Source organism: Aeromonas sp. S16(2024) (assembly GCF_041403065.1).
In the GTDB taxonomy this organism is placed as follows: Bacteria; Pseudomonadota; Gammaproteobacteria; order Enterobacterales; family Aeromonadaceae; genus Aeromonas.
Window position 1 is genome coordinate 91,346 of the sequence record NZ_JBGLQX010000009.1, and the last position, 25,473, is coordinate 116,818.

Annotated in this window: 21 protein-coding genes; 11 read left to right on the forward strand and 10 right to left on the reverse strand. The window is 62.2% G+C overall.

Annotated elements, in window-relative coordinates; all coding sequences use genetic code 11:
- Positions 1-12: 12 nt before the first annotated feature.
- The 3 genes from hslV to argS all read right to left on the reverse strand — a co-directional run bounded on the left by hslV (position 13) and on the right by argS (position 3,322).
- Positions 13-546: an ATP-dependent protease subunit HslV gene (hslV, locus tag ACB030_RS08920; RefSeq protein WP_025328697.1), complete on the reverse strand. Its 534-nt coding sequence runs from the start codon at positions 544-546 to the stop codon at positions 13-15.
- Positions 547-733: 187 nt separating this feature from the next.
- Entirely contained in the window at positions 734-1,573 is an 840-nt protein-coding gene (locus ACB030_RS08925; protein WP_371159163.1) for an SPOR domain-containing protein, read from the reverse strand.
- A gap of 3 nt (positions 1,574-1,576) precedes the next feature.
- Positions 1,577-3,322, reverse strand: coding sequence for an arginine--tRNA ligase (gene argS, locus ACB030_RS08930; RefSeq protein WP_371159165.1), 1,746 nt, complete (start codon positions 3,320-3,322; stop codon positions 1,577-1,579).
- Positions 3,323-3,636: 314 nt separating this feature from the next.
- Between argS and ACB030_RS08935 the strand changes: the two genes are divergently transcribed.
- From ACB030_RS08935 to ACB030_RS08945, 3 genes are all read left to right on the forward strand, one after another.
- Positions 3,637-4,203, forward strand: coding sequence for an LON peptidase substrate-binding domain-containing protein (locus tag ACB030_RS08935; protein WP_371159167.1), 567 nt, complete (start codon positions 3,637-3,639; stop codon positions 4,201-4,203).
- Positions 4,204-4,327: 124 nt separating this feature from the next.
- Complete coding sequence (locus ACB030_RS08940; protein ID WP_205642931.1) at positions 4,328-4,897, forward strand: sigma-70 family RNA polymerase sigma factor; 570 nt, start codon at positions 4,328-4,330, stop codon at positions 4,895-4,897.
- Positions 4,890-5,567 (forward strand): ChrR family anti-sigma-E factor, encoded by a 678-nt coding sequence (locus tag ACB030_RS08945; RefSeq protein WP_371159170.1) that lies wholly within the window; start codon positions 4,890-4,892, stop codon positions 5,565-5,567. The genes ACB030_RS08940 and ACB030_RS08945 overlap by 8 nt, the downstream gene beginning before the upstream one ends.
- 63 nt (positions 5,568-5,630) lie before the next feature.
- Here ACB030_RS08945 and bacA read toward each other — a convergent pair whose 3' ends face one another.
- The 6 genes from bacA to galE all read right to left on the reverse strand — a co-directional run bounded on the left by bacA (position 5,631) and on the right by galE (position 12,158).
- A complete protein-coding gene (gene bacA / locus ACB030_RS08950; RefSeq protein WP_205642932.1) occupies positions 5,631-6,446 on the reverse strand; it encodes an undecaprenyl-diphosphate phosphatase in 816 nt (271 codons plus the stop codon).
- Between the two features lie 273 nt (positions 6,447-6,719).
- On the reverse strand, positions 6,720-7,715 hold the full coding sequence (locus tag ACB030_RS08955; protein ID WP_371159268.1) for an aldo/keto reductase: 996 nt from the start codon (positions 7,713-7,715) through the stop codon (positions 6,720-6,722).
- A gap of 133 nt (positions 7,716-7,848) precedes the next feature.
- The gene (gene galM / locus ACB030_RS08960) at positions 7,849-8,841 is read right to left on the reverse strand and encodes a galactose-1-epimerase (protein WP_371159172.1); all 993 of its coding nucleotides are present in this window, start codon (positions 8,839-8,841) and stop codon (positions 7,849-7,851) included.
- A gap of 48 nt (positions 8,842-8,889) precedes the next feature.
- Positions 8,890-10,038 carry a galactokinase gene (galK, locus tag ACB030_RS08965; protein ID WP_371159174.1) on the reverse strand — a complete coding sequence of 383 codons (1,149 nt, stop codon included), beginning with the start codon at positions 10,036-10,038 and terminating at the stop codon, positions 8,890-8,892.
- Entirely contained in the window at positions 10,035-11,093 is a 1,059-nt protein-coding gene (locus tag ACB030_RS08970; protein WP_371159176.1) for a UDP-glucose--hexose-1-phosphate uridylyltransferase, read from the reverse strand. The genes galK and ACB030_RS08970 overlap by 4 nt, the downstream gene beginning before the upstream one ends.
- Before the next feature lie 51 nt (positions 11,094-11,144).
- Positions 11,145-12,158 carry a UDP-glucose 4-epimerase GalE gene (galE, locus tag ACB030_RS08975; protein ID WP_371159178.1) on the reverse strand — a complete coding sequence of 338 codons (1,014 nt, stop codon included), beginning with the start codon at positions 12,156-12,158 and terminating at the stop codon, positions 11,145-11,147.
- A 217-nt stretch (positions 12,159-12,375) separates the two neighbouring features.
- Between galE and ACB030_RS08980 the strand changes: the two genes are divergently transcribed.
- From ACB030_RS08980 to ACB030_RS09005, 6 genes are all read left to right on the forward strand, one after another.
- Positions 12,376-13,380 carry a substrate-binding domain-containing protein gene (locus tag ACB030_RS08980; protein WP_163148389.1) on the forward strand — a complete coding sequence of 335 codons (1,005 nt, stop codon included), beginning with the start codon at positions 12,376-12,378 and terminating at the stop codon, positions 13,378-13,380.
- Positions 13,381-13,835: 455 nt separating this feature from the next.
- Positions 13,836-16,886: a beta-galactosidase gene (locus tag ACB030_RS08985; RefSeq protein ID WP_371159181.1), complete on the forward strand. Its 3,051-nt coding sequence runs from the start codon at positions 13,836-13,838 to the stop codon at positions 16,884-16,886.
- Between the two features lie 221 nt (positions 16,887-17,107).
- Entirely contained in the window at positions 17,108-18,094 is a 987-nt protein-coding gene (gene mglB, locus ACB030_RS08990; protein ID WP_371159183.1) for a galactose/glucose ABC transporter substrate-binding protein MglB, read from the forward strand.
- A 53-nt stretch (positions 18,095-18,147) separates the two neighbouring features.
- Positions 18,148-19,668: a galactose/methyl galactoside ABC transporter ATP-binding protein MglA gene (gene mglA / locus ACB030_RS08995; protein WP_371159185.1), complete on the forward strand. Its 1,521-nt coding sequence runs from the start codon at positions 18,148-18,150 to the stop codon at positions 19,666-19,668.
- Positions 19,669-19,683: 15 nt separating this feature from the next.
- Positions 19,684-20,694 carry a galactose/methyl galactoside ABC transporter permease MglC gene (mglC, locus tag ACB030_RS09000; protein ID WP_025328670.1) on the forward strand — a complete coding sequence of 337 codons (1,011 nt, stop codon included), beginning with the start codon at positions 19,684-19,686 and terminating at the stop codon, positions 20,692-20,694.
- 58 nt (positions 20,695-20,752) lie between these two features.
- Positions 20,753-22,486 (forward strand): methyl-accepting chemotaxis protein, encoded by a 1,734-nt coding sequence (locus ACB030_RS09005; protein WP_371159187.1) that lies wholly within the window; start codon positions 20,753-20,755, stop codon positions 22,484-22,486.
- 806 nt (positions 22,487-23,292) lie between these two features.
- Here ACB030_RS09005 and ACB030_RS09010 read toward each other — a convergent pair.
- Positions 23,293-23,469, reverse strand: coding sequence for a hypothetical protein (locus ACB030_RS09010; protein WP_139437965.1), 177 nt, complete (start codon positions 23,467-23,469; stop codon positions 23,293-23,295).
- Between the two features lie 191 nt (positions 23,470-23,660).
- On the opposite strand from ACB030_RS09010, the gene ACB030_RS09015 reads away from it, so the two are divergent.
- Positions 23,661-23,873, forward strand: coding sequence for a hypothetical protein (locus ACB030_RS09015; RefSeq protein WP_371159190.1), 213 nt, complete (start codon positions 23,661-23,663; stop codon positions 23,871-23,873).
- Between the two features lie 343 nt (positions 23,874-24,216).
- Entirely contained in the window at positions 24,217-25,437 is a 1,221-nt protein-coding gene (gene arcA, locus ACB030_RS09020) for an arginine deiminase (RefSeq protein WP_041206570.1), read from the forward strand.
- Positions 25,438-25,473 lie beyond the last annotated feature (36 nt).

The window sequence follows — 25,473 nt, forward strand, 5'->3', positions numbered from 1 at the left end:
TGACGGGCGCCCTTACTTGGCGCTGTAGTCCAGCACTTCGATGGTGTGGTTGCCGTTGGTGAAGACGCAGATGTCGCCCGCAATCTTGAGGGACTTCTCGACTATGGTCCTGGCATCCAGATCGGTGTTTTCCAGCAGGGCGATGGCGGCGGACTGGGCGAAGTTGCCGCCGCTGCCGATGGCGATCAGATCATGCTCCGGCTGCACCACGTCACCGTTGCCGGTGATGATGAAGGACTTGTGCTCGTCGGCGACCGCCAGCAGGGCTTCGAGGCGGCGCAGGGCGCGATCGGTGCGCCAGTCCTTGGCCAGCGCCACGGCGGCGCGCTCCAGGTTGCCCTGATGGGCCTGCAGTTTGGCTTCGAAACGCTCGAGCAGGGTGAAGGCGTCGGCGGTGCCGCCGGCAAAACCTGCCAGCACCTTGCCGTTGTAGAGACGATGAACCTTGCGGGCGTTGCCCTTCATGACGGTGTTGCCGAGGGAGACCTGGCCATCACCGCCGATCACGACCTGGCCGTTGCGGCGGACGGAAACTATGGTAGTCACTTTACTTACCTCGCTTGAGCCGAATGACGGCCGGACTGTGCATGGCAAGAAAGATGGGGATGGCAAACCGGCTTTTCAAGCCTGCCTGTTGTCGGGAGAAAGGGGGAGGCCATGCCGGCGAGGGAGAGGGGAGTCGAAAGGAGAAGGGCCGGGGTTGTCCCCCGGCCCTTCTTGACTGGCTGTGTGGCTAGCCTTTCTTGGGAATGCAGCCGCTGATGCCGGAGCCCTGCAGCTTGCGGTTGGCCGCATCGACCGCCGCCTTGCCGCTGAAGGGGCCCACCATCACCTTGTAGACGGTGCCATTGGCGCCATTGACCACCTGCAGGCTGGAGGAGAGGCCGGCACCGAAGGCGATGCGCGCCTTGAGCGATTCGGCGGAATCCTGCGAGCGCAGGGCGGCGCACTGCATCATGTAACGACCGCTGTCGGCTGCCGCCGTCTGGGTCGCCGCCTTGGCCCTGGCGGCTTCGGCGCGTTCCCGCTCCAGCTCGGCACGGATCTCCCGCTCCATCCGCTCACGCTCGGCCTTCTGGTCGATCACCTGCACTCGTGCGCTGGCGACCGGGGCACCGGTGGCCGGCTTGGTGGGTTGCACCGGCTGCGGCTGGAAGGGCTTCACCTGACCGATAGGGGTCCCCGGTTGGGGGATCTCGGTCGGTACCGGCTGCGGCAGCTTCTCGGGTTGCAGGGTGAGGGTCTCGGCAGGCGGTGGCGGCAGCACGCCCGGCTGGGGCGGCGGCTCTATGATGTCCACCTGCTTGTTCTCCAGCCGTTCGATGTAGCTCCACTTCTCCTGAGGCAGGGTATGACCCTGTGCCTTGGGTTTGTTGGCCTTCACCTGCTCTTCTATGGTGGGGGCATCCGCCCCCTTGCCGTTGATCAGGTAAAGGAAGGCGCCAAAGCCGACGACCAGGGCCCCGGCCAGCAGTGCCGGGATAACAGGAAAGCGGCGAGGTGCCGCTTTCTTGATGTTACGACCACCGGCCCGTCGTCTCGGGCTGTTGCCGACGTAATCCCGGGTCGCCATCTATTACATGCGCTCCAGGGTATGGATGCCCAGAACGCCGAGGCCCAGCTTGAGCACCTTGGCGGTGGCGGCACACAGCAGCAGGCGGCTGTTGCGGGTCGCTTCGTCCACGCCGTCCTTGTTGATCGGGCAGGCTTCGTAGAAGGTCATGAAGTTGCCGGACAGCTCGTACAGATAGGTGCAGAGCAGGTGCGGCATGCCCTTGTCCGCCACGCCGTTGACCGCGTCTGAGAACTGGATCAGCTTCTGGGCCAGGGTCTCTTCCGCCTCTTCGTTCAGGGTCACGTGGCCGGTCAGGGCCTCGGCATCTATGTTCGCCTTGCGGAAGATGGACTGGATGCGGGTGTAGGCGTACTGCAGGTAAGGGGCAGTGTTGCCTTCGAACGACAGCATCATGTCCCAGTCGAAGATGTAGTCGGTGGTGCGGTTCTTGGAGAGATCCGCATACTTGACCGCGCCCATGGCGATGGCGTGCACCACCTTGGCCTTCTCTTCGGCAGAGAGATCGCTGTTGCGGCTCTCCAGCAGGGCGCTCGCACGCTCTTCGGCTTCGTCCAGCAGCTCGACCAGCTTGACGGTACCGCCGGAGCGGGTCTTGTAGGGACGGCCGTCCTTGCCCAGCATCATGCCGAAGGCGTGGTGCTCGAGCGGTACGGATTCCGGCACATAGCCCGCCTTGCGGGTGATGGTCCAGGCCTGCATCAGGTGCTGGTGCTGACGGGAGTCGATGAAGTACATGACCCGGTCGGCGCCCAGAGTTTCATAACGGTACTTGGCACAGGCGATGTCGGTGGTGGTGTAGAGGAAACCGCCATCGCTCTTCTGGATGATGACGCCCATGGGCTCGCCATCCTTGTTCTTGAACTCGTCCAGGAAGACGACGGTGGCCCCTTCGCTCTCGACCGCGAGGCCCTTGGCCTTCAGGTCGGCCACTATCTGGGGCAGCATGTCGTTGTACATGGACTCGCCCATGATGTCCTTGTTGGACAGGGAGACATTCAGGCGATCGTAGTTGCGCTGGTTCTGCTCCATGGTCATATCGACCAGCTTCTTCCACATGGTGCGGCAGTACTCATCACCACCCTGCAGCTTGACCACATAGTTGCGGGCGCGCTTGGCGAAGTCCTCGTCCTCGTCGTAGCAACGCTTGGCCTGGGTGTAGAAGGCTTCGATATCCTTGAGCGCCATGTCGGAGGCGTGCTCGTTCTCCATCTTCTCCAGGTAGGCGATCAGCATGCCGAACTGGGTACCCCAGTCGCCGATGTGGTTGGCTCGGATCACCTTGTGGCCGAGGAACTCGAGCGCGCGAGCACCCACGTCACCGAGGACGGTGGAGCGGATGTGGTGCACCGCCATCTCCTTGGCCACGTTGGGGGCGGAGTAGTCCACCACCACTGTCTGCGGGGTCGGCAGCTTCACGTTGGCGTTGGCGCTGGTCACCATGGCCTCAACCTGACCGGCCAGCCAGCTCGGGTCGAAGAAGAAGTTGATGAAACCGGGACCGGCGATCTCGACCTTGGCGATCAGATCGGAGGCGGGCAGGTGCTCTATGATGGCAGCGGCCAGCTCACGGGGGTTCTTGCGGGCCGGTTTGGCCAGCAGCATGGCCAGGTTGGTGGCCAGGTCGCCGTGAGCCTTCTCCTTGCATCGGTCTACTTGCACCCGGGCTTCCAGGTCGGCCGGCAGGACGCCCGCTGACTTGAGATTGGCTACCGTTTGTTCAAGTAGATGATGAATATGCTCTTTCATAACTGACCACCGAGGTTGCGCGTCGAAAAATGACTGACTGGATAAGGGCGTGAATTTTACCCGCATCGGGCCGAGAAAACTATAGGAATGGCCCGACCCCCTTGGGGTGGCGGATATTTCACTGCGTTTTTCACCACATTGCAGAATATTGATTTGAATAAGTGGTGGTTATCCATTTTTACTGCATATCGAAGCGGCTTGTCCAGGCTATTTTCCCCTGATTGTTAAGGGGGTATTTATTCCAATTTGGTCTGAATGATCCCGCCCCGCTCAGCGGTCGTATCCTTGGAGGACGTTACTAGAGGACGACCCCGATGACATTGGTGCTGTTTCCACTCTCCGCTCACCTGCTGCCCGGCGGCATCATGCCGCTGCGGATCTTCGAGCCCAGGTATCAGCGCATGATAGCCGAGGTGCGGGAGCGGGAGTTTGCGCTCTGCATGCTGGACCCCCGCCAGCCCGACGCCCTGCGCAACATGTATCCCATCGCCACCCGGGTGCGGATCGTCGATTTCGATCTGCTGCCGGACGGTCTGCTCGGCATTACAGTGCTCGGAGTGGAGCGGGTCAGGATAGTCGATCTGTGGCAGGAGCCGGACGGCCTGAGGGTCGGCGAGGTGGAGCAGCTGCCCCCCTGGCAGAGCGGTCGGCTCAAGGCCGACCAGCACTCCCTGGCCAAGGCGCTGCAGGATGTGTTCAACGACTATCCGGAATACGCGGCCCTCTACCCCGAGCCCGACTGGGACGACGCCAGCTGGGTGGCCCAGCGCTGGCTGGAGGTGCTGCCCATCCCGGTGGAGCAGAAGCAGTGGCTGGTCGCGGCCAAGGACAATCAACCCGCCCTCTCCCTGCTGAGCGGCCTGCTGGTCGCGAGCCATTGAATTCCCGCCCCCTGTGATCCTTTTGCCCTGCCCGTCGTAATGGTGATGACAGCAACATTCAAGGGATGGCGCAATGACTTATACTGGCCAACCACAATCGGCTAAACGCAGGATATCGCCCCCCATGGACAACCCAGATGGCGATCTGACGTCTCTTCTCATCCGGGTGGCCGAGCATGGCGACAAGGTCGCCTTCGCCGCCCTGTTCCACCACTTCGCGCCGCGCATCCGCAGCTATGGGATACGCCATCTCGGCAGCGAGGCCAACGCCCTCGAGCTGGTGCAGGAGACCATGTTGCTGGTGTGGCAGAAGGCGCGGCTCTATCACCCCGAGAAGGGGGCGCCGACCACCTGGATCTACACAGTGATGCGCAACCAGAGTTTCGACATGCTGCGGCGCCGCCGCGCCAGCAAGGAGGATCTCTGCGCCGAGGAGCTGTGGCCGCTGCTGGAGTTCAGGGCCGAAGAGGAGCACCTGAGCGGCGGGGAGGACGCCGTGCTGACTCGCCAGATGGCAGATTACCTCGCCACTCTGCCGGAGCCGCAACAGCAGGTGGTGCGCGGCATCTATCTGCAGGAATTTTCCCAGCAGGAGCTGGCCGACAGGCTAGGCGTGCCGCTCGGGACCATCAAGTCCCGCCTGCGGCTGGCATTACAGAAACTGAAAGAGCAAGTGGAGCAAGGCCATGATTAAGACCCATCCGACCGAACTCATGTTGCGGGCCTTCGCCGCCGACGAGTTACCCCTGCCGTTGGCCGTCGGCGTCTCTGCCCATTGCGAGCTCTGCCCCGAGTGCGCCGCCCGTTTGCAGGCCTGTGAAGAGGCGCTGGCCGGCCAGTATCTGGAGTCGGCAGATCAGCCGGCAGCGATGAGCGAGACCATGCCGGAGGAACTCGATGCCATGCTGGCCGGCATACTGCAACAGCCTGTGGCCAGCCCGGCCGAGCTAGCGCAGTGCGCGCAGCCGGCGCCCGAGTTGCGGGTCGCGGGCCAATCCTACCGATTGCCACGGGTGCTGGCCCGCCACCATGCGCCCAAGTGGCGGCATGTGGGTGCCATTCGCCAGCACAGTTTGCCGCTGGACGAGATGGGGGCCCGCGCCAGCCTGCTCCATATCGAGGCCGGTGGCCGCATCCCCGAGCATACCCACAAGGGCTATGAGCTGACGCTGCTGCTGGCTGGCAACATGCAGGAGGGGGACATCTGCTATCAGGCGGGGGACTTCATCTGGCGCGATGCCAGCCATGCCCACAGCCCGCACACCCCGGACGGCTGCCTCTGCTACACGGTGCAGGATGCGCCGGTGCAGTTCACCAAAGGCCTGTCGCGGCTGCTCAACGGCATCAGCCATCGCCTCTACTGAGGTCGGCGGCAATAGAAAAAGGGACCATGCAGGTCCCTTTTTTCATGAGGCAATCCCTCGGGATCAGGCCACAAATACCAGGTAGACGGCGAAGGCCACCACGAAGCGGTAGATGGCGAACGGGATGAAGTCGAGGCGACGGATCAGCGCCAGGAAGGTCTTGATGGCGACCATGGCGACCACGAAGGCGGTGACGAAACCCACCGCAAACATGGGGAAGTCGGCCAGGGAGAGGAAGTCGCGGCTCTTGTAGAGGTCCAGGCCGCTGGCCGCCATCATCATGGGCACCGCCATGATGAAGGAGAACTCGGCCGCCGCATGGCGACTGATGCCCATCAGCATGCCGCCGCTGATGGTGGCGCCGGAGCGGGAGAAGCCGGGCCAGAGCGCCAGGCACTGGAACAGACCTATGCCGAACGCCTGCTTGTAGCTGATGTCGTCCAGGGTTTCGGCGGTGACGGCGGGGCGGAACTTCTCGGCGATGATGAGCAGTATGCCGCCGGCCACCAGGGCATACATCACGGTTTCAGGGCCAAACAGATGGGCCTTGATCCAGCTGTGGATGGCCAGCCCGATGATCACGGCGGGCAACATGCCGAGGATGATGTGTATCAGTGAGAGGGTGGCATGACCCTGTACCGGTTTCTGGCCAAAATGGATGCCGATGAGGCCGAACAGGCGGCGCCAGAACATGACCACCACTGCCAGGATGGACCCCAGCTGGATCACCACCTCGAAGGTGGCGGCCTTGGGGCCTTCGAAACCGAGCAGGTGGCCGACGATGATCATGTGGCCGGTGGAGGAAACGGGCAGAAACTCGGTCAGGCCTTCCACTATGCCCAGCACGAAGGCGACAAACAGGGCGTAGGATTCGGTCATGGTACAGATCTCTTGGTTGATGGGTCCGGATAAAATCAACCCCGATCAGGGTCGGGGCGGCCAATGATGGCGGAAAATCCCGCGGGCAACCAGAGAATATTGGGGGGACCTCTGCGGTTTCCGGCCCCTGTCCGGCGGCCGGCCCTGCTGCATGGCGCAGCACCAAGTGGCTGCCGGTTTAGTGGACCGGTCCCGGGCTTGGTCACCGCCCCGTCACCTTCTGACATGGCCAATCACGCCAGATGCCATCAGTTTGATGATCCCTCAGTGCTGCTAGCCCAGCACCGCCAGGATCTGTTGTTGCAGCGCCTCGTCCAGTGGCGGCAGGGCCAGGGCCTCGACCGCGCTCACTATCTGCTGGGGGCTGCTGGCGCCGATCAGGGCGCAGCTCACCACGGGGTCGCGAAGCACCCACTGCAACGCCAGCTGTGACAGGGGCTGGCCCCTTTGCTGCGCCAGGGCGTGGAGGGCGCGGATGCGGGCCAGCTTGTCCGCGGTGATCTGGTCTGGCTGGAGGAAGGGGCTGGCGCTGGCGGCACGGGAATCCGCCGGGATCCCATCCAGATAGCGATCGCTCAGCAGGCCCCCCGCCAGGGGCGAGAAGGCGACCACCCCCATCCCCTGCTCGCGGCAGACCGGCAGCGTCTCGGCCTCGATGTCGCGCTGGAACAGGGAGTATTTGAGCTGATTGACCAGGCAGGGGGTGCCGAGTTCGGCCAGCCGGGTCGCCGCCCTGGCGGCAAGCTCGGCCGGGTAGTTGGAGAGGCCGACATAGAGCGCCTTGCCCTGGCGCACCATGAGCGCCAGCGCCTGACAGGTCTCCTCCAGCGGGGTGCGGGGATCCGGCCTGTGGTGATAGAAGATGTCCAGGTAGTCGAGCCCGAGCCGGCGCAGGCTCTGGTGCAGGCTGGCAAAGAGGTACTTGGCGCTGCCGCCGTCGCCGTAGGGGCCATCCCACATCACATAACCCGCCTTGCTGGCGATGATGAGCTCGTCTCTGTAGGGGGCCAGACTGCGTTTGAGCACGCCGCCGAAGGTGGTCTCGGCGGAGCCTGGCGGTGGCCCGTAGTTGTTGGCGAGATCGAAGTGGGTGATCCCGAGATCGAAGGCCTGATGCACCATGGCCTTCACCCTGGCGGGATCGCTCCCGGCGCCGAAGTTGTGCCAGAGGCCGAGGCCTATGCCGGGCAGGCGCAGGCCGTGGCGACCGGCGGGGCGGTAGGGCTGGCGCTGGTAACGATCCGGCGCGGCGAGGTAGTGATCATCCATGTTCATCAAGGCTCCTGGGTTGGCTTGGTGGACTGTCGTTAGCAAGAGGAGGCGAATAGCCCCCCTCCTCTTCTTAAGGGGAGGGGTATCATCGCGCCTCCCCCTTTCGAAGGGGGGAGGTCGGGAGGGGGTCTTAGTCTGCGGGGATCAGACGGTAACGGGTCTGATGGCGGTAGTGCTGGCCCGGCAGCAGCCAGGGGTCGCCGAGCTCGGGTCGGTTCGGGCTGTCCGGCAGCTGTTGCGCCTCCAGGCAGAAACCGTCGTAATCCCGGTATGGCCGACTGCTGCGGTCCGGTGTGCTGGCCAGCCAGTTGCCGGTGTAGAACTGCAGGGAGGGTTGATTGGTATGGACCTCCATCGCCAGTTGCCCATCCCCCGAGACTACCCGTGCCGCCCATGCCTGCTCGGGGCCGTTCAGCAGAAAGGCGTGGTCAAAGCCCTTGGCCTGCTGCTGCTGGGGGTGGCTCAGCCAATCCTGCCCGATAAGGCGCTCATTGCGCAGATCGAAGGGGCCCTCCACCGGCGCTATGGCGAGCGGCAAACCGCGCTCATCGGTCGGCAGGAAGCGATCGGCATTGATGCGGATGGCATGATTGCGAATATCGGAGCGCCCATCGCTGCCGCCCTGGTGCCCATCGAGATTGAAGTAGGCGTGGCTGGTGAGGCTGACCGGGGTCGGCGCGTCCGTGCTGGCCCTGAAGTCGATCACCAGATCCTGTTGCTCCAGACGGTACTCCAGGGTCACCCTCAGGTTGCCGGGGAAGCCCTGATCTCCCGCCCTTGAAAGCAGGGCCAGTCTGACTCTGTCCGCCTCCCGCTCCTTGATCTGCCAGTGCTGGCGATGAAATCCCGCCCGCCCGCCGTGCAGGCAGTGGGGGGCCTGATTGGCGTCCAGGGACCAGCGCTCGCCCCCACGCACCAGCTCGGCGCCGCCGATCCGGTTGGCAAAGCGCCCCGCCACCGCCCCCAGCCACACCTGCTGGGTGGCATAGGCTTCATCGGCGCAGCCCAGCAACACTTCCCGCCGCACGCCGGCCACCGGCAGGCTGAGGGAGGTGAGGGTGGCGCCAAATTCGAGGCCGCGCAGGCGCAGCCCCTCCTCGTTTTCCAGTTCGAATGTCTTCATGGTTTGCCTGTTTCGATGGTCAGTGACCTGTCACTCATTTGCTTCCTGTTAGAGCCTGCCGGCCCCGGCGCTGGCGCGGCAGACGTAGCAGTCCGCCTTGAGGCCAAACTTGGCCGGATACTGGGCCTCGACCACGGCGATCACCTCGTCCACCTGCGCCGGGCGCAACAGGGCCACCACGCAGCCGCCGAAGCCGCCACCTGTCATGCGCACGCCGCCCTGGGTGCCGATCTCTGCCTTGATGATCTCCACCAGGCCGTCGATGGCGGGCACTGTAATCTCGAAGTCATCCCGCATGGCGGCATGGGACTGGCCCATCAGCTCGCCGAGTCGCACCAGATCGCCAGAGGCCAGCGCCTCGGCGGCGGCCAGGGTGCGGGCGTTTTCCCCCACCACGTGGCGGGCACGGCGGTAGCAGGCCTCGTCCAGCCCGGCCTTGCCCGCTTCCAGCGCGGCCAGATCCAGGTCGCGCAGGGCCTTGACCCCGTAGTGACGAGCGGCCGCTTCGCACTGCAGGCGGCGGGTGTTGTATTCGCTGTCCACCAGGCCGCGACGCACGTTGGAGTTGACGATCAGCACCGCCAGATCCTCGGGCATGGGGATGAGGCGGGTCTCCAGGGATCGGCAGTCCAGCAGCAGGGCGTGATCCTGCTTGCCGCTGGCGGAGATCATTTGATCCATGATGCCGCAGTTGCAGCCGACGAACTGGTTCTCCGCCTGCTGGCCGTTGAGGGCGATCTCGGCCTGGCTGATGTGAAGCCCCAGGGCCTCCTTGAAGGCCTGGCCTATGGCCACCTCCAGGGAGGCGGAGGAGGAGAGCCCGGTGCCCTGGGGGACGTTGCCGGAGACCACCAGGTTGAGGCCGCGCAGGGCATGGCCACGGGCCTGCAGATGTTTCACCACGCCGCGGATGTAGTCGCTCCAGCGCTGGTCCGGATGATGGGTGATGGGCTTGTCCAGATCGAACAGGTCCCGCTGGTTGCCGTAGTCGGCGGCGATCACGTGCACCAGGTTGTCGCTGCGCAGGCCGATGGCGACGCAGGTCTCGTAGTCGATGGCGCAGGGCAGCACGAAGCCGTCGTTGTAGTCGGTGTGCTCGCCGATGAGGTTGACGCGACCGGGGGCGCGCACCAGCAGGTCGGGTTGTTGCTCAAACTGCTCGACAAACACGGCGCTGACGCGTTGGCTCGGGGTCATAGGGCCTCCTCATTGGCTTGATTCTTGGCGTTGTAATGGATGGGGCTGAGGGCACGAAGCCGCTCTGCGGCTTGTTCCGGGGTCAGGTCCCGCTGGGTTTCGGCCAGCATCTCGAAGCCCACCATAAATTTGCGTACCGTGGCGGAGCGCAGCAGGGGCGGGTAGAAGTGGGCGTGCAGTTGCCAGGCCTCGGGGCAATCGGAGCGCGGGGGGGCGAAGTGCCAGCCCATGGAGTAGGGGAAGCTGCACTCGAACAGGTTGTCGTAGCGACTGGTGAGCTCCTTGAGCGCCACCGCCAGATCCTCTTGCTGCTCCCGGGTGAGATCCAGCATGGAGGGCACATGGGCCTTGGGCAGCAGCAGGGTTTCGAACGGCCAGGCTGCCCAGAAGGGCACTACCGCCAGCCAGTGCGTCGTCTCCACGACGATGCGCGAGCGATCCGCCAGTTCCCGCTCCACATAGTCGAGCAGCATGGGGCGGCCATGCTCGGCCAGCCAGTCGCGCTGGTGCTGCTCTTCGCGGGCTATCTCGTTGGGCAGGAAGTCGCAGCCCCACAGCTGGCCATGGGGATGGGGGTTGGAGCAGCCCATGACGGCGCCCTTGTTTTCAAAGACCTGCACCCAGTCCCACTGGCTCGACAGCTCGGCTACCTGGCTCATCCAGGTGCTGATCACCGCCTCTATGGCGGGCAGCGCCAGCTCGGGGAGTGTCTTGCCGTGATCCGGCGAGAAGCAGATGACCCGGCTGGTGCCGCGGGCGGCCTCCAGCTTGAGCAGGGGATCCTGCTGGCCGCCAGCGGCCGGAGTGTCCTGCATCAGGGCGGCGAAGTCGTTGGTGAAGACGAAGGTCTCCCGATAGTCGGGATTCTGGTCGCCGGTGACGCGCTTGTTGCCCGCGCAGAGGAAGCAGTCCGGATCGTGGGACTGGCTCGGTGCCTGGCTTATTTTTTCGACCTGACCCTGCCAGGGGCGCTTGGCCCTGTGGGGGGAGACCAGCACATACTGGCCGGTCAGCGGGTTGAAACGGCGGTGGGGGTGATCAACAGGGTTGAACATCATCACTCCAATCAATGAGTTGAGAAAATCGTAACGGGCAGGCCGGCAGGCCTACTCCTCGTAACCGTTCGGGTTGGCGAACTGCCAGCGCCAGCTGTCGGCGCACATGGCCGCGAGATCCCGGGTGGCATGCCAGCCCAGCTCGCGCTCGGCCTTGGCGGGGTCCGCCCAGCATTCGGCGATGTCGCCCGGGCGCCTCGGTTCGATACGACAGGGCAGGGGGCGGCCGCATGCCGCCTCGAATGCCGCCACCATCTGCAGCACGCTCTGGCCCTGGCCGGTGCCCAGGTTGTAAGGGTGGACACCGCCTCGCCCCGCGCAGTGGTGCAGCGCCTTGACGTGCCCCTCGGCGAGATCCATCACATGGATATAGTCGCGCACCCCTGTGCCGTCCACGGTGTTGTAATCGTTTCCAAAGACCGAGAGGCAGTCGCGACGGCCTATGGCTACCTGAGTGATATAGGGCATGAGATTGTTGGGCATGCCCTGGGGATCCTCCCCCAGGGTGCCGGACTCGTGGGCGCCGACCGGGTTGAAGTAGCGCAGCAGCGTCATGCTCCAGTGGGGTTCGGCGGCCTGCAGATCCTCGAGGATCTCCTCGATGATCAGCTTGGATCGGCCATAGGGATTGGTGGCGCTGCGGGGGAAGTCCTCCCGGATGGGCGTGCTGGCCGGGTCGCCGTAGACGGTGGCCGAGGAGCTGAACACCAGGTTGTGAACCCCGGCCCGCTTCATCGCCTGCAGCAGCACCAGGGTGCCACTCAGGTTGTTCTCGTAATATTCGAGGGGGATCCGGGTCGATTCGCCGACCGCTTTCAGGGCGGCGAAGTGGATCACGGCGTCTATCTGCTGCTCGGCGAAGATGCTGTCCAGCAGGGCCGGGTCACGGATGTCCCCCTGATAGAAGCGGGGCATCTGGCCGCTGATGGCGGCGACCCGCGCCAACACGGCGGCCTTGCTGTTGCAGAGGTTGTCCACCACCACGGGCTCCATGCCTGCCGCCTGCAAGGCCAGGCAAGTGTGGCTGCCGATATAGCCGCAACCGCCGGTCACCAGTACTCTCATCCTCTTCTCCACCGTTCGTGCCTCACGCAAGGAAAGCCTGAGCAGGAGTCTAGCCGAGGGGCTGACGGACAAACTGTGAACTGGTTAACAAATATGTGTAAACGATTACACTTGTTGGTGTGGTTATAAATGCATCGTCATGGCTTTTCCCCCTGTTATCAGTGACATTGCCCGGTATAATGGCGCCATATCGAACCGTGAAATAAGTGAAAACAGCATGAGCACCATCAAGGATGTCGCCCGTTTGGCCAATGTATCGGTGGCAACGGTTTCACGGGTGATGAACAACTCACCCAAGGCCAGCGCCGCCTCCCGCGAGGTGGTGCAGAAGGCCATGGCCGAGCTGGGCTACACCCCCAACGCCAACGCCCGGGCCCTGGTCAGCCAGACCTGCGACACCATGGGTGTGGTGGTGGGTGACGTGGCGGATCCCTTCTTCGGTGCCCTGGTCAAGGGGGTCGCCGCGGTGGCGGTGGAACAGGGCTTGCACCTGCTGATGGGTAATGGTTTTCACCGTGCCCAGCAGGAGCGGGAAGCCATCGACCTGCTGATCGGCAAGCGCTGCGAGGCGCTGGTGGTGCACAGCAAGGCGCTCAGCGACGAGGAGCTCATCGACTACGCCCTGCGGGCCCCCGGCATGGTGCTGATCAACCGCGACATCCCGAGCCTGAGGGGGCGCTGCATCGCCCTCAACAACCGGCAGGGGGCCGCCACCGCGACCCGCCATCTGCTGGAGCTGGGGCACCGCCACATCGCCTTCCTCAGCTCGGATCACGCCATCGAGGATGCCCTGCTGCGCCATCAGGGTTATCAGGATGCCCTGGCCGAGGCGGGGTTGAGCGCCGATCCCGAACTGGTGGAGAGCGGCATGCCCAATGAAGAGGGGGGAGAGCGCGCCATGCTCAACCTGCTGGCCAAGGGGCTGCCCATCACGGCGGTGGTGGCCTACAACGACGCCATGGCGGCAGGGGCCATCTCGGTGCTGGCGGACAACGGCCTCAAGGTGCCGGAAGAGGTCTCGGTGGTGGGCTTCGATGACATCATCTATGCCAGATACCTGAGACCCAAGCTCTCCACCATGCGCTATCCCATCGAACTCATGGCCGCCCAGGCCGCCAAGCTGGCGTTGCAACTCGCCGCAGGGGAGAGCGAGACGGTGCAGAGCCGGATCTACACCCCGACCCTTATCAACCGGCACTCGGTGGCGCCCGTCAGGCTCTGATCGCTTCATCTTCCCGCCGCCGTCATGGCGGTGGGGTGAAGGCGGCGGAGGCACGTCTACCGGCTCAGGCTTCTGCTAAGCGCCCCAGTCTCTAATCAACCGCCACTCGGTGGCGCCCGCCCGACTCTGAGCGCTCTGCCCCCTTGCCGCTGTCATGGCGGTGGAGTGGGGTGCAGAGGCACCGCTGCAAGCCGCATCTCTGATGACACGCCCTGAAAAATCTCCATTCGAAGCTCAATCTCTCTCTTTTCCCCGGTTTCCCCCGTCCGGATCGCCCTGTTTCAGCCTGCCTATCCGGTAGGGAGATCTTTTACCTTCATTTAGCTGATTTTTACTCTGTTTTACTTAACAAAATCAGTGTAATCGTTTACATCTGTGTGAGCGAGATCGCCGATCACCGGGCAAAACTCCCCTACACTGCATGCGTTATCTGTTTCATGCAGGGAGAGAGAAGAATGCTCAGGGAGCTCAGGGAGATAGTGGCCCGTCAGGACTGGCAGACCCAGGCGATTACCTCGGTGAATCGTCTGCCTGCCCATACCCCCTTGTTCAGCTGGCGCAGCGAGGCCGATGCCCGTGCCGGGCTCCCTTCGCCGTCCCGCATGCTGCTCGATGGCGACTGGCGTTTCTCCTTCTTCGAGGCCCCCGAGCGGGTGCCAGAGGCGTGGCTGAGCGGGGATCTGCCCGGTGCGACCGCCATCAGGGTCCCCGGCAACTGGCAACTGCAGGGGTTTGATCGCCCCATCTATACCAACATCAAGTACCCCTTCCCCTGCGATCCGCCCCGGGTGCCGGCCGAGAATCCTACCGGCTGCTACTCCCGCGAGTTTGCATTGCCCGCCGGCTGGCTGGCCGGCGGCCAGACCCGCATCATTTTCGATGGAGTGGACAGCGCCTTCCATCTGTTCTGCAACGGCCGCTGGGTCGGTTACTCCCAGGACAGCCGGCTACCCGCCGAATTCGATCTCGGTGACTTCCTGCAGGCCGGTGCGAACCGGCTGGCCGTGCTGGTGCTGCGCTGGTCCGATGGCTCCTATCTGGAGGATCAGGACATGTGGCGCATGAGCGGCATCTTCCGCTCCGTCAGCCTGCTGCACAAACCCGAGCGCCGCCTGCTGGACGTGCGGCTGACCCCGGTGCTGGACGCCTGTTACCGGGATGCCCGCCTCAAGGTGGCGCTGCAGGTCAATGAGGGCGCCGGGCTGGCGGTGGAGGCCAGGCTCTATTTCGGCGAGACGCTGATCGCCGATCGGCGCCAGCTCCTCGGTACTGGCGCCATCGACGAGAAGGGCGCCTACACAGACAGGAGCGATCTGTGGCTGGAGGTAGCGGCGCCGCACAAGTGGAGCGCAGAGACGCCGCACCTCTATCGACTGACCCTGACCCTGCTGGACGAGCAGGGCGAGCCCATCGAGTGCGAGGCCCATGACGTGGGTTTTCGGGCGGTGGAGATCCGTGGCGGCCTGCTGAGGGTCAACGGCCAGCCGCTGCTGATCCGCGGCGCCAATCGCCACGAACACGATCCCGCTCTGGGCCATGTGGTGACCTCTGCCGCCATGGAGCAGGATCTGCGGCTGATGAAACAGCACAACTTCAACGCGGTGCGCTGCTCCCACTACCCCAACCATCCCGAGTTCTATCGACTGTGTGACCGGCTCGGCCTCTACGTGGTGGACGAGGCGAATCTGGAGACCCACGGCATGACCCCCATGGGGCGGCTGGCGCAGGATCCCGCCTGGAGCAACGCCTTCCTGGAGCGGGTGACCCGCATGGTGGCGCGGGACTTCAACCATCCCAGCATCATCATCTGGTCGCTCGGCAACGAATCCGGCTATGGCCCGGCCCATGACGCCATGTACCAGTGGGTCAAACGGGCCGATCCGAGCCGCCCGGTCCAGTACGAAGGGGGTGGGGCCGATACCCCGGCCACCGACATCATCTGCCCCATGTATGCCCGCACCCACCAGGATCAACCCTTCCCGGCGGTGCCCAAGTGGGCGCTGGCCAAGTGGATAGGCCTGCCGGAAGAGACCCGGCCGCTGATCCTCTGCGAATATGCCCACGCCATGGGCAACAGCCTGGGGGGTTACGCCCACTACTGGCAGGCGTTTCGCGATCATCCGCGCCTGCAAGGCGGTTTCGTGTGGGATTGGGTGGATCAGGGGCTCGACAAGCAGACCGACGATGGCCGCCATTTCTGGGCCTATGGCGGCGACTTCGGCGATTCTCCCAACGATCGCCAGTTCTGCTGCAACGGCCTGCTGTTCCCGGACAGGACGCCGCATCCCGCCCTGTTCGAGGCGAAACGGGCCCAGCAGCCCTTCGTTCTGTCCCTGGTCGGCCAGAAGCCGCTGACGGTGGAGATCGCCAGCGAATACCTGTTCCGCCCCACGGACAACGAAGTGCTGCGCTGGCAGCTGCTGGAGGATGGTGTGGTGCTGAGCCAGGGCGAATGCCCGCTCGCGCTGGTGCCCAGAGGCAGCGTGACGCTGACCCTGCTGGAGCGGCTGCCGGGCTTTGCCGCAGGCTCCCTGGCCTGGCTGGATCTGGCCATAGTGCAGCCCACTGCCACGACCTGGGCCGAGGCGGATCACGAGGTGGCGCGCCAGCAATGCATGCTGCCGACCCCTCTGGCCATGCCGGTGACCCGGGCGCCCGCCCCATTGAGCGAGCAGTCGGACCACTGGCTGGTGCGTGCCGCAGGCAGCGAGTGGCGGCTGGACAAGGCCAGCGGCCGCATCGTCAGTTGGCAGAAACAGGGCCGCGAGCGGCTGCGTGAGGCCATCGCCGATCACTTCTACCGGGCGCCGCTCGACAACGATATCGGTACCAGCGAGGCGGATCACGCGGATCCCAACGCCTGGATTGCCCGCTGGCAGGAGGCCGGGCTCAATGATCTGCAGCACCGCTGCCTCGGCCTGGAGGCTAACCCCGATAAGGGGACGCTGGTCGTATCCCACGGTTACTTCGTCGGGGAGTCGCTGCGGCTGCTGACCCGCTGGCACCACAGCTTTGCTGCCGACGGCGCCATGGCGCTGCGCATCGAGGTGGAGGTCGCCGCCGACATGCCGTCGCTGCCCCGGATCGGCGCCAGGCTCTGGCTGGCCGACGACGTCGATGAGCTGAGCTGGCTGGGGCGCGGTCCCCACGAGAACTATCCGGACAGGCTGCTTGCCGCAGACATGAATCGCTGGCAATTGCCGCTCGCGGCCCTGCATACCCCCTATGTGTTCCCGACCGACAACGGGTTGCGCTGCGATACCCGCGAACTGCAACTGGGGGATCTGGCGGTAGAGGGGCGTTTCCACTTCAGCGTCAGCCGCTACAGCCAGCAGCAGCTGGCCCAGGCCCGCCACCAGACCGACTTGGTAGCCCAGGGGGGAGTGCACCTCTGCCTGGATGGTTTCCACATGGGTGTAGGGGGGGATGACTCCTGGAGCCAGAGCGTGCGGCCCGAATTCTGGTTGCTCCCTGCAAGTTACAGTTGGAACTGTGTTCTACACTGAGTCTGGGGCTCATGATGAAAATGGATTCTAAAGGGTCTTATTGTAAGTTATCTAATTGATTTTAAATTGCTTTATGTCTATGTAACAGAGTGTAAACGTTTTCATTTTGTTGCCATGATCACAGACCGTCACACAACAAACTGATTACATTAGGCTGGCGCCAGTTCAAACGGTGTACAGCATTCCCTACAAAAACAGATATTAGAGATCGGAGCATAACAATGAAAAAACTCACGACAGTTGCCACCTTGCTGATGGGACTGATGGCGGGAGCCCAAGCCCAGGCCGATACCCGTATCGGGGTCACCGTCTACAAGTATGACGACAACTTCATGGCGGTAGTGCGCAAGGCCATCGAGAAGGAAGCGGTAGCCAATCCCGGTGTGGAGCTGCTGATGAATGACTCCCAGAACGACCAGTCCAAGCAGAACGACCAGATCGACGTGCTGCTGGCCAAGGGTGTGAAGGCGCTGGCCATCAACCTGGTTGACCCGGCGGCGGCCCCTGTCGTGATCGAGAAGGCTCGTGCCGACGAGATCCCCGTGGTGTTCTACAACAAGGAACCGAGCGCGGCCGATCTGGCCAGCTATGACAAGGCCTACTACGTGGGTACCGACTCCAAGGAGTCAGGCATCATCCAGGGCCAGCTGATCGCCAAGCACTGGAAGGCACACCCCGAGTGGGATCTGAACAAGGATGGCGTCATCCAGTTCGTGCTGCTGAAGGGCGAGCCGGGCCACCCGGATGCGGAAGCCCGTACCACCTATGTCGTCAAGACCCTGAATGACGGCGGCGTCAAGACAGAGCAGCTGCACATGGATACCGGTATGTGGGATACCGCCATGGCGAAAGACAAGATGGACGCCTGGATCTCCGGCCCCAACGCCAACAAGATCGAAGTGGTCATCGCCAACAACGACGGCATGGCAATGGGCGCCGTTGAATCTCTGAAAGCCCAGGGCAAGAGCGCCATCCCAGTGTTCGGCGTCGATGCCTTGCCGGAAGCCCTGGCCATGGTCAAGAGCGGTGCCATGGCAGGTACTGTGCTGAACGATGCGGCCAACCAGGCCAAGGCCACCTTCGAGCTGACCAAGAACCTGGCGGAAGGCAAGCCGGCCGGTGAAGGCACCAACTGGAAGATCGACAACAAGGTCGTCCGTGTGGCCTACGTGGGCGTTGATAAAGACAACCTGTCCCAATTCGAGTAATTCCCCCCTCCAGGGCAAGGGAGATCCCCTTGCCCTTTTTTCAACCAGATGTGATGGCTGATATGACAACACGGCAACAATCAGAATGGCTGTTGGAGATGATTGACGTCAGTAAGAGCTTTCCTGGCGTCAAGGCACTCGATAATGTCAATTTACGGGTCCGTCCTCATTCTGTGCATGCGTTGATGGGCGAGAATGGCGCAGGGAAGTCCACGCTGCTCAAGTGCCTGTTCGGCATCTACGAGAAGGATCAGGGCAAGATCTTCTTCAAAGGCGGGGAGGTCAACTTCACCTCGTCCAAAGAGGCGCTGGAAAATGGCGTATCCATGGTGCACCAGGAGCTGAACCTGGTATTGCAACGCACCGTAATGGACAACATGTGGCTCGGTCGCTACCCCACCAAGGGTTGGTTCATCGACCACGGCAAGATGTATGACGACACCAAGCGCATCTTCGACGAGCTGGACATCGACATAGACCCGCGGGTCAAGGTCGGCACCCTCTCCGTCTCCCAGATGCAGATGATCGAGATCGCCAAGGCATTCTCCTATGACGCCAAGATCGTCATCATGGACGAACCCACCTCCTCCCTGACCGAGAAAGAGGTCAACCACCTCTTCAAGATCATCAACAAGTTGAAGGAGAAGGGGTGCGGCATCGTTTACATCTCCCACAAGATGGAAGAGATCTTCCAGCTCTGTGACGAGATCACCATATTGCGGGATGGCCAGTGGGTGGCGACCCAGCCGCTCGAGGGCATGACCATGGATCAGATCATCGGCATGATGGTCGGTCGTGAGTTGACCCAGCGCTTCCCGGAAAAAACCAACCAGCCCAAAGAGGTGATCCTCGAAGTCGAGCACCTGACGGCCAAGAATCAGCCTTCCATCAAGGACGTGAGCTTCAACCTGCACAAGGGGGAGATCCTCGGCATCGCCGGCCTGGTGGGGGCAAAGCGCACCGACATAGTCGAGACCCTGTTCGGCATCCGCGATCACAGCGACGGTGTCATCAAGCTGCATGGCAAGGAGGTTGCCAATCGCAACGCCCATGAGGCGATCCAGAACGGTTTCGCCCTGGTGACCGAGGAGCGCCGCTCCACCGGGATCTACTCCCGTCTCGACATCGCCTTCAACTCCCTGATCGCCAATATGGACAGCTACAAGGGATCCATGGGGCTGCTCAGCGACAACAAGATGAAGAGCGATACCCAGTGGGTCATCGACTCCATGCGCGTCAAGACACCGACCCAGCAGACACAGATCGGCTCCCTCTCCGGTGGTAACCAGCAGAAGGTCATCATAGGCCGCTGGCTGCTGACCCAACCGGAAATCCTGATGCTCGACGAGCCAACCCGTGGCATCGACGTAGGTGCCAAGTTCGAGATCTACCAGCTCATTCTGGAGCTTGCTAAGAAGGACAAGGGGATCATCATCATCTCGTCCGAAATGCCCGAACTGCTGGGGATCACGGATCGCATCATGGTCATGAGCAATGGCCGGGTCGCGGGGATCGTCAACACCAAAGAAACTGACCAGAGCGAGATCCTGCGCCTGGCATCTCTGTACCTATAAAGACAGGAAGACATTATGGAGTCGGCTAAAAATTTCAATCTGATGCAGGCGCTCAAAGAGAACGCCATCTACCTGGTGCTGCTGGTGTTGCTCATGATCATAGTGATCCAGGAGCCCTCCTTCCTCAGCCTCACCAACCTCAGCAACATCCTGACCCAGTCCTCGGTGCGGGTCATCATAGCCCTGGGGGTGGCGGGCATCATCATCACCCAGGGGACGGATCTCTCGGCCGGTCGTCAGGTCGGTCTGGCGGCGCTGATCGCGGCCACCATGCTGCAGGCGCTGACCAACGTCAACAAGGTGTTCCCCAGCCTGGGTGAAGTGCCCATTCCGGCGGTGATCCTGCTGGTCTGTGCCGTGGGTGCCCTGATCGGTCTGGTCAACGGTCTGATCGTGGCCTACCTGAACGTGACGCCCTTCATCACCACCCTGGGCACCATGATCATCGTCTACGGCATCAACTCGCTGTACTTTGACTCCGTGGGTGCCTCCCCGGTGGCCGGCTTTGACCCCCGCTTCTCCAGCTTCGCGCAGGGCTTTATCCGGATAGGGGGGTTCAAGCTCTCGTACCTCACCTTCTACGCGGCCATCGCCAGCGTCTTCGTCTGGGTGCTGTGGAACAAGACTCGCTTCGGCAAGAACATCTTCGCCATCGGCGGCAACCCGGAAGCCGCCAAGGTCTCCGGCGTCAACGTGGCGGTCAACCTGGTGATGATCTACGCCCTGGCCGGTGTCTTCTACGCCTTCGGCGGCATGCTGGAAGCGGGCCGGATCGGCAGTGCCACCAACAACCTCGGCTTCATGTATGAACTCGATGCCATCGCGGCCTGCGTGGTGGGTGGGGTCTCCTTCGCCGGTGGTGTGGGAACGGTCGCCGGTGTCATCACCGGGGTGCTCATCTTCACCCTGATCAACTACGGCTTGACCTACATCGGGGTCAGCCCCTACTGGCAGTTCATCATCAAGGGCGGCATCATCATTCTTGCCGTGGCCCTGGACTCCATGAAGTACGCCAAGAAGAAGTAAGCATTGGCAGAGAGGGCCGGGCATGTTCCGGCCCTTTCTATTTGGAGGGACCCACCCCATGCCATTCAAAGTCAAGATTAACGTCCTGCTGCTGCTCGCCATCCTGGTCACCATCGGTACCGCCTGGTTCAGCGTCAATCACTTCATCAGTGGCTACATTCGCACCCAGGCGACCCAGAACATCAACGAGCAGATCACCCTGGTCAAGGAGAAGCTGGCCGGTGACATCAACCAGAAGGTGCTGTTGGCGGCGAACCTCAACCTGGGGGTGACCAGCGTCAAGAAGGCGCTGCAGGAGACCGGCTTTCACAACATCGTCAAGCTGATCGGCGATATGGCGTTCGATGTGAACGGGGTCATCGACGACAAGGCCAGGGTCGAGGCTCTGCGCCAGCTGATCCCCGCCGCCAACAACCAGATCACCGTCAGTTCGCTGGAGCAGTTGGACGGCAAGCCGGTCATCTCCATTCTGGTGCCCCGGGGTGCCGATTCCGCCTACCTCTATTACCTCGACATGAGCGAGTTCAAGGCGCTGCTGGCCAAGGTGAGCGGGGAGGGGCGCTACTTCTCCCTGGCGGACAGTCAGGGCCAGGTGCTCTACAGCAGCAAGCCACAGGGAGAGAGCGAGTCTCGCCCCAATTCGCTGGATATCCGCGGTAGCAGCTGGACTCTGACCGGCTATATCGATCTCGACTACATCCGGGCCATGACCCAGGCGCTCAACGGCAAGATCACCCTGGCCCTGCTCGGGGTAGCGGCCCTGGTGCTGGTGATCTCCATGGTGGCCCTCAACCTGGCCTATCGCCCCATCCTCTCCCTGCGTGACCTGGTGCAGGAACTCTCTCGGGGCAGCGGCGATCTGACCCGCCGGCTCGCGGTGACCAGCACGGATGATCTCGGCCAGATCTCGGCCGGCATCAACCGCTTCATCGAGCGGTTGCAGGAGATGATGGGAGAGGTACGGGAAGCCAGCGGCCAGCTCAACGAAGGGATCTCGGGTCTGGCCAGGCAGACGGGCTCGGCCCAGGGGCTGCTGGCCGAGCATGTGCGGGAGACGGAACAGGTGGTCACCGCCATCAACGAAATGAGCCGCACCGCGGTCTCCGTTTCTGAAAGCGCGGCCAGCACGGCCGAGCTGACCGGTCAGAGCCAGCAGCTCGCGAGCCAGTCGCGCCGGGTGGTGGATCAGGCCATGGCCAGCGTCACCGCACTGGTGACCGAGGTGGAAACCACGGCCCACTCCATTGCCGCCATGCAGCAGGATGTGCAGCAGATAGGCTCCATCCTCGGGGTCATCGGCGGTATCGCCGAGCAGACCAATCTGCTGGCCCTCAACGCCGCCATCGAGGCCGCCCGGGCCGGTGAGCAGGGGCGTGGCTTTGCCGTGGTGGCCGACGAGGTGCGCTCCCTGGCGGGCCGTACCCAGCAGAGCACTGCCGAGATCCAGACCATGCTGACCCGGTTGCAGCGGGGCACCCAGACTGTGGTGGCGGCCATGGGCAACACCCGGCAGAGCTGTCAGGATGCGGCAGAGAACACCAGCAAGGTGAATGCGTCGCTGGATCTGATGGCGGGGGAAGTGGTGGAGATCAACGATCTCATCAGCCATATCGCCACGGCGGCGGAGCAGCAGAGTGCGGTCGCCGAAGAGATCAACCGCAACATGAGCGCCATCGCCGAGGTGATCACCCAGCTCAAGGGCAATGGCGAGCGGACGGTGGAGAGTTCGACCTCGATGCAGCACACCTATGACAGGCTGCGGGAGATAGTGGGGCACTTCCGGCTGGAATAAGGTCGGTTGGACTGGTGATGGGCACCCTGGCCGTTGGCGCCGGGGTGGCAAGCTCACCGGAAAAGCATGAAAAATGCCAAAAAAGATGGGGGCGACTTGCGTCGCCCCCGATAGTCTTATCGCTCATATCCTTGAACGAAGTTGCTCCCTGCAATCCCTGACTATACCTCTTCCTTTAGGTTTCCCCTTCCCAATCCTTTGGGGTGTCCTTTAGCCATCATGGCCTGACGAGTCATCCGTTCCCGTCGCACTTTCTCCGTCCTGGGAGGTGTCCTTTACCACATCCTGTGGTGAGTCCATTTGCCCAACCCTGGCAGCCAATCTTCCTGATCGACTTCATTGCGTCCGTGCAGGAGTAACTATAAGGATTTCCCGGGGGACGACAACGGCACGTTGAAAAACGTTTTTTCGAAACTCGTTTCCCGAGAAATCATAATGATATCATTTCGTTTTAAATCATTGGGTTGTGATTTTTTGGTGCGGTTTTTTTGCTCTTATCTTCCGACTATGGCGAGAATTTTTGAGGCGCTTGGCTTACGCCGGCTATGGCGAATGTCTCACACCTCGTTTAACTGAGGTTCAGGAAAGTCATCAGGGTCAGAGTCGATCGCGGATAGCCGAGCCGAGGTCGTCAGCATCCGGGGTCAGTGGCGCCTGTGCCGGGGCGGCTGAGGAGCGAGCATAGACCGGCAGCATGGGGTCCTTGGCTGGAAGCGAGTGAAGAGGCGGGCTATCGGGGGAGGGGATGCATCCCGGTGTTCGGGGTTGGCAACTCAAGGGGAGGAACCCTCCCCCTGGATGCAGTATCAGTGGTGCTGCTGACCGCCATACCATTGGCACAGATAGGCGGGGATCAGCATCTGGGGGGCCTGGTCAACATGGCACACTACCAGCGGCATGGCGGGGGCGCCCTGGGCCTGAACCAGGGCCGGGGTCATGGGCAGAACCAGGGCGACGAGCAGAAACAGCGATTTGATCTTCATGGTTATCTCCTTGGTGATAGAAAATAGCGTGATCCTGATCACTTTCTGAGTTAAGGCGAACCGGGGAGCGGCGCAAGGTGGCGCAATAAATTCAACTAATGAAAAAACTTTAAAACCGGGATGCAATGGGCCTGGTGAGAAAAGCATCGCCAGGATGCGCTCAGAATGCATATCCATATAAAGGAGATGCGATGAGCACCCTGATACGGAGGGCTGTCCGTGCGGGTTGGCGCCTATGCCATGATCTGGGACAAGAGATGGATTATTCAGGCGAAGAGGTGAAGATGACTATTTATGTGGTGAGTGGAGGGAGTATTTATGAGGATAAATGCATGGATGAGCATATAAAATTCAAACAAAAAACAAAAGCCACTTATACTAATGATTTTATTGGTTATTTTTAATTTGTTATATCCATTTGTAGATATCTTTCATGAATGAAAACGGTATCTTGGTGAAATAAACACTGCCTTTATTGCGTCGTTATGCGGCAGGTGTTAATGAGTAAATGTCATTTATGTAAACTCCATCATAAATTAACTCCTGATTTTATTCAGTCTCGAGTGAATGTGATCAATGTCTAAGTTTGCGGTGATTGCTAGTCCTAACCTCTGTCACGAAAGGCAAGGGCAGGATAGAACACAAGCCGAGTACCCTACATAAAGAATATCCCGCCTTAGCCACGAGCCAGAATAGAAGGAATCTATTCAATCACTCGCAGGGACCACTGCTAGACGGAATATAATCATGAGCAAATTTTATGTAGGTTCTGAAGTTGGCCAATTGCGCCGTGTCATGCTGCACCGCCCCAACCTCAGTCTGAAGCGTCTGACCCCCTCTAACTGCCAGGACCTGCTGTTCGACGATGTCCTGTCCGTTGAGCGTGCCGGTCAGGAGCACGACAAATTCGCTCAGGTACTGCGCGATCAGAATGTCGAAGTCTTCCTGCTGACCAACCTGCTGGCCGAGACCCTGGATGTGCCGGAAGCCAAAACCTGGCTGCTGCAGCACCAGGTCTCCGATTATCGCCTCGGATCTTCTCTTGCCAATGACGTGCGTTGCTTCCTGGCTGACATGCCGCACCGCGAACTGGCCCGCATCCTCTCCGGCGGCCTGACCTACTCAGAGATGCCCTACAGCGGCGTCAACATGGTGGTCGGCATGCACGCGCCGACCGATTTCATCATTGAACCTCTGCCCAACCACCTCTTCACCCGTGACACCTCCTGCTGGGTCTATGGTGGCGTCTCCATCAACCCCATGGCCAAGGCCGCCCGTCGCCGTGAAACCAACCATGTGAAGGCCATCTACCGCTGGCACCCGCAGTTTGCCGGTCAGGACTTCATCAAGTACTTCGGTGACGAGGATCGTGACTACGACAACTCCACCATCGAAGGGGGCGACGTCCTGGTCATCGGCCGTGGCGCCGTGCTCATCGGCATGTCCGAGCGCACCACGCCGCAAGGGGTGGAACACCTGGCCCGCGGCCTGTTCAAGCACGGTCAGGCCAAGCAGGTCATCGCCATGCAACTGCCGAAACACCGCAGCTGCATGCACCTGGACACCGTCATGACCCACATGGACATAGACACCTTCTCCGTCTATCCGGAGGTCATCCGCAAGGATGTGAACTGCTGGAGCCTGACTCCGGGCGGCGCCACCGGCATGAACATCAAGGAAGAGGGCTACTTCGTCACCGCCATCGAGAAGGCGCTGGGGGTGGATCAGCTCAAGCTCATCACCACAGGTGGTGACAGCTTCGAGGCCGAGCGCGAGCAGTGGAATGACGCCAACAACGTGCTGACAGTGCGTCCCGGCGTGGTGGTGGGTTACGAGCGCAACACCTACACCAACGAGAAATATGACAAGGCTGGCATCACAGTGCTGCCCATCCCGGGTGAAGAGCTGGGACGTGGCCGCGGCGGCGCCCGCTGCATGAGCTGCCCGATGGAACGTGACGGCATCTGACAAGACGGCGTGGCGCCGGCAGAGGCTGGCGCCACA

What these genes read in the sequence shown, in the direction of transcription:
- galE (WP_371159178.1), bottom strand. Translation starts at nt 12,158, where the DNA reads ATGAGAGTACTGGTGACCGGCGGTTGCGGCTATATCGGCAGCCACACT.
- ACB030_RS08955 (WP_371159268.1), bottom strand. Translation starts at nt 7,715, where the DNA reads ATGGATGATCACTACCTCGCCGCGCCGGATCGTTACCAGCGCCAGCCC.
- ACB030_RS08970 (WP_371159176.1), bottom strand. Translation starts at nt 11,093, where the DNA reads ATGTTCAACCCTGTTGATCACCCCCACCGCCGTTTCAACCCGCTGACC.
- galM (WP_371159172.1), bottom strand. Translation starts at nt 8,841, where the DNA reads ATGAAGACATTCGAACTGGAAAACGAGGAGGGGCTGCGCCTGCGCGGC.
- ACB030_RS09005 (WP_371159187.1), top strand. Translation starts at nt 20,753, where the DNA reads ATGCCATTCAAAGTCAAGATTAACGTCCTGCTGCTGCTCGCCATCCTG.
- ACB030_RS08940 (WP_205642931.1), top strand. Translation starts at nt 4,328, where the DNA reads ATGGACAACCCAGATGGCGATCTGACGTCTCTTCTCATCCGGGTGGCC.
- mglA (WP_371159185.1), top strand. Translation starts at nt 18,148, where the DNA reads ATGGCTGATATGACAACACGGCAACAATCAGAATGGCTGTTGGAGATG.
- arcA (WP_041206570.1), top strand. Translation starts at nt 24,217, where the DNA reads ATGAGCAAATTTTATGTAGGTTCTGAAGTTGGCCAATTGCGCCGTGTC.
- ACB030_RS09010 (WP_139437965.1), bottom strand. Translation starts at nt 23,469, where the DNA reads ATGAAGATCAAATCGCTGTTTCTGCTCGTCGCCCTGGTTCTGCCCATG.
- argS (WP_371159165.1), bottom strand. Translation starts at nt 3,322, where the DNA reads ATGAAAGAGCATATTCATCATCTACTTGAACAAACGGTAGCCAATCTC.
- mglC (WP_025328670.1), top strand. Translation starts at nt 19,684, where the DNA reads ATGGAGTCGGCTAAAAATTTCAATCTGATGCAGGCGCTCAAAGAGAAC.
- galK (WP_371159174.1), bottom strand. Translation starts at nt 10,038, where the DNA reads ATGACCCCGAGCCAACGCGTCAGCGCCGTGTTTGTCGAGCAGTTTGAG.
- ACB030_RS08945 (WP_371159170.1), top strand. Translation starts at nt 4,890, where the DNA reads ATGATTAAGACCCATCCGACCGAACTCATGTTGCGGGCCTTCGCCGCC.
- bacA (WP_205642932.1), bottom strand. Translation starts at nt 6,446, where the DNA reads ATGACCGAATCCTACGCCCTGTTTGTCGCCTTCGTGCTGGGCATAGTG.
- ACB030_RS09015 (WP_371159190.1), top strand. Translation starts at nt 23,661, where the DNA reads ATGAGCACCCTGATACGGAGGGCTGTCCGTGCGGGTTGGCGCCTATGC.
- ACB030_RS08935 (WP_371159167.1), top strand. Translation starts at nt 3,637, where the DNA reads ATGACATTGGTGCTGTTTCCACTCTCCGCTCACCTGCTGCCCGGCGGC.
- ACB030_RS08980 (WP_163148389.1), top strand. Translation starts at nt 12,376, where the DNA reads ATGAGCACCATCAAGGATGTCGCCCGTTTGGCCAATGTATCGGTGGCA.
- ACB030_RS08925 (WP_371159163.1), bottom strand. Translation starts at nt 1,573, where the DNA reads ATGGCGACCCGGGATTACGTCGGCAACAGCCCGAGACGACGGGCCGGT.
- ACB030_RS08985 (WP_371159181.1), top strand. Translation starts at nt 13,836, where the DNA reads ATGCTCAGGGAGCTCAGGGAGATAGTGGCCCGTCAGGACTGGCAGACC.
- mglB (WP_371159183.1), top strand. Translation starts at nt 17,108, where the DNA reads ATGAAAAAACTCACGACAGTTGCCACCTTGCTGATGGGACTGATGGCG.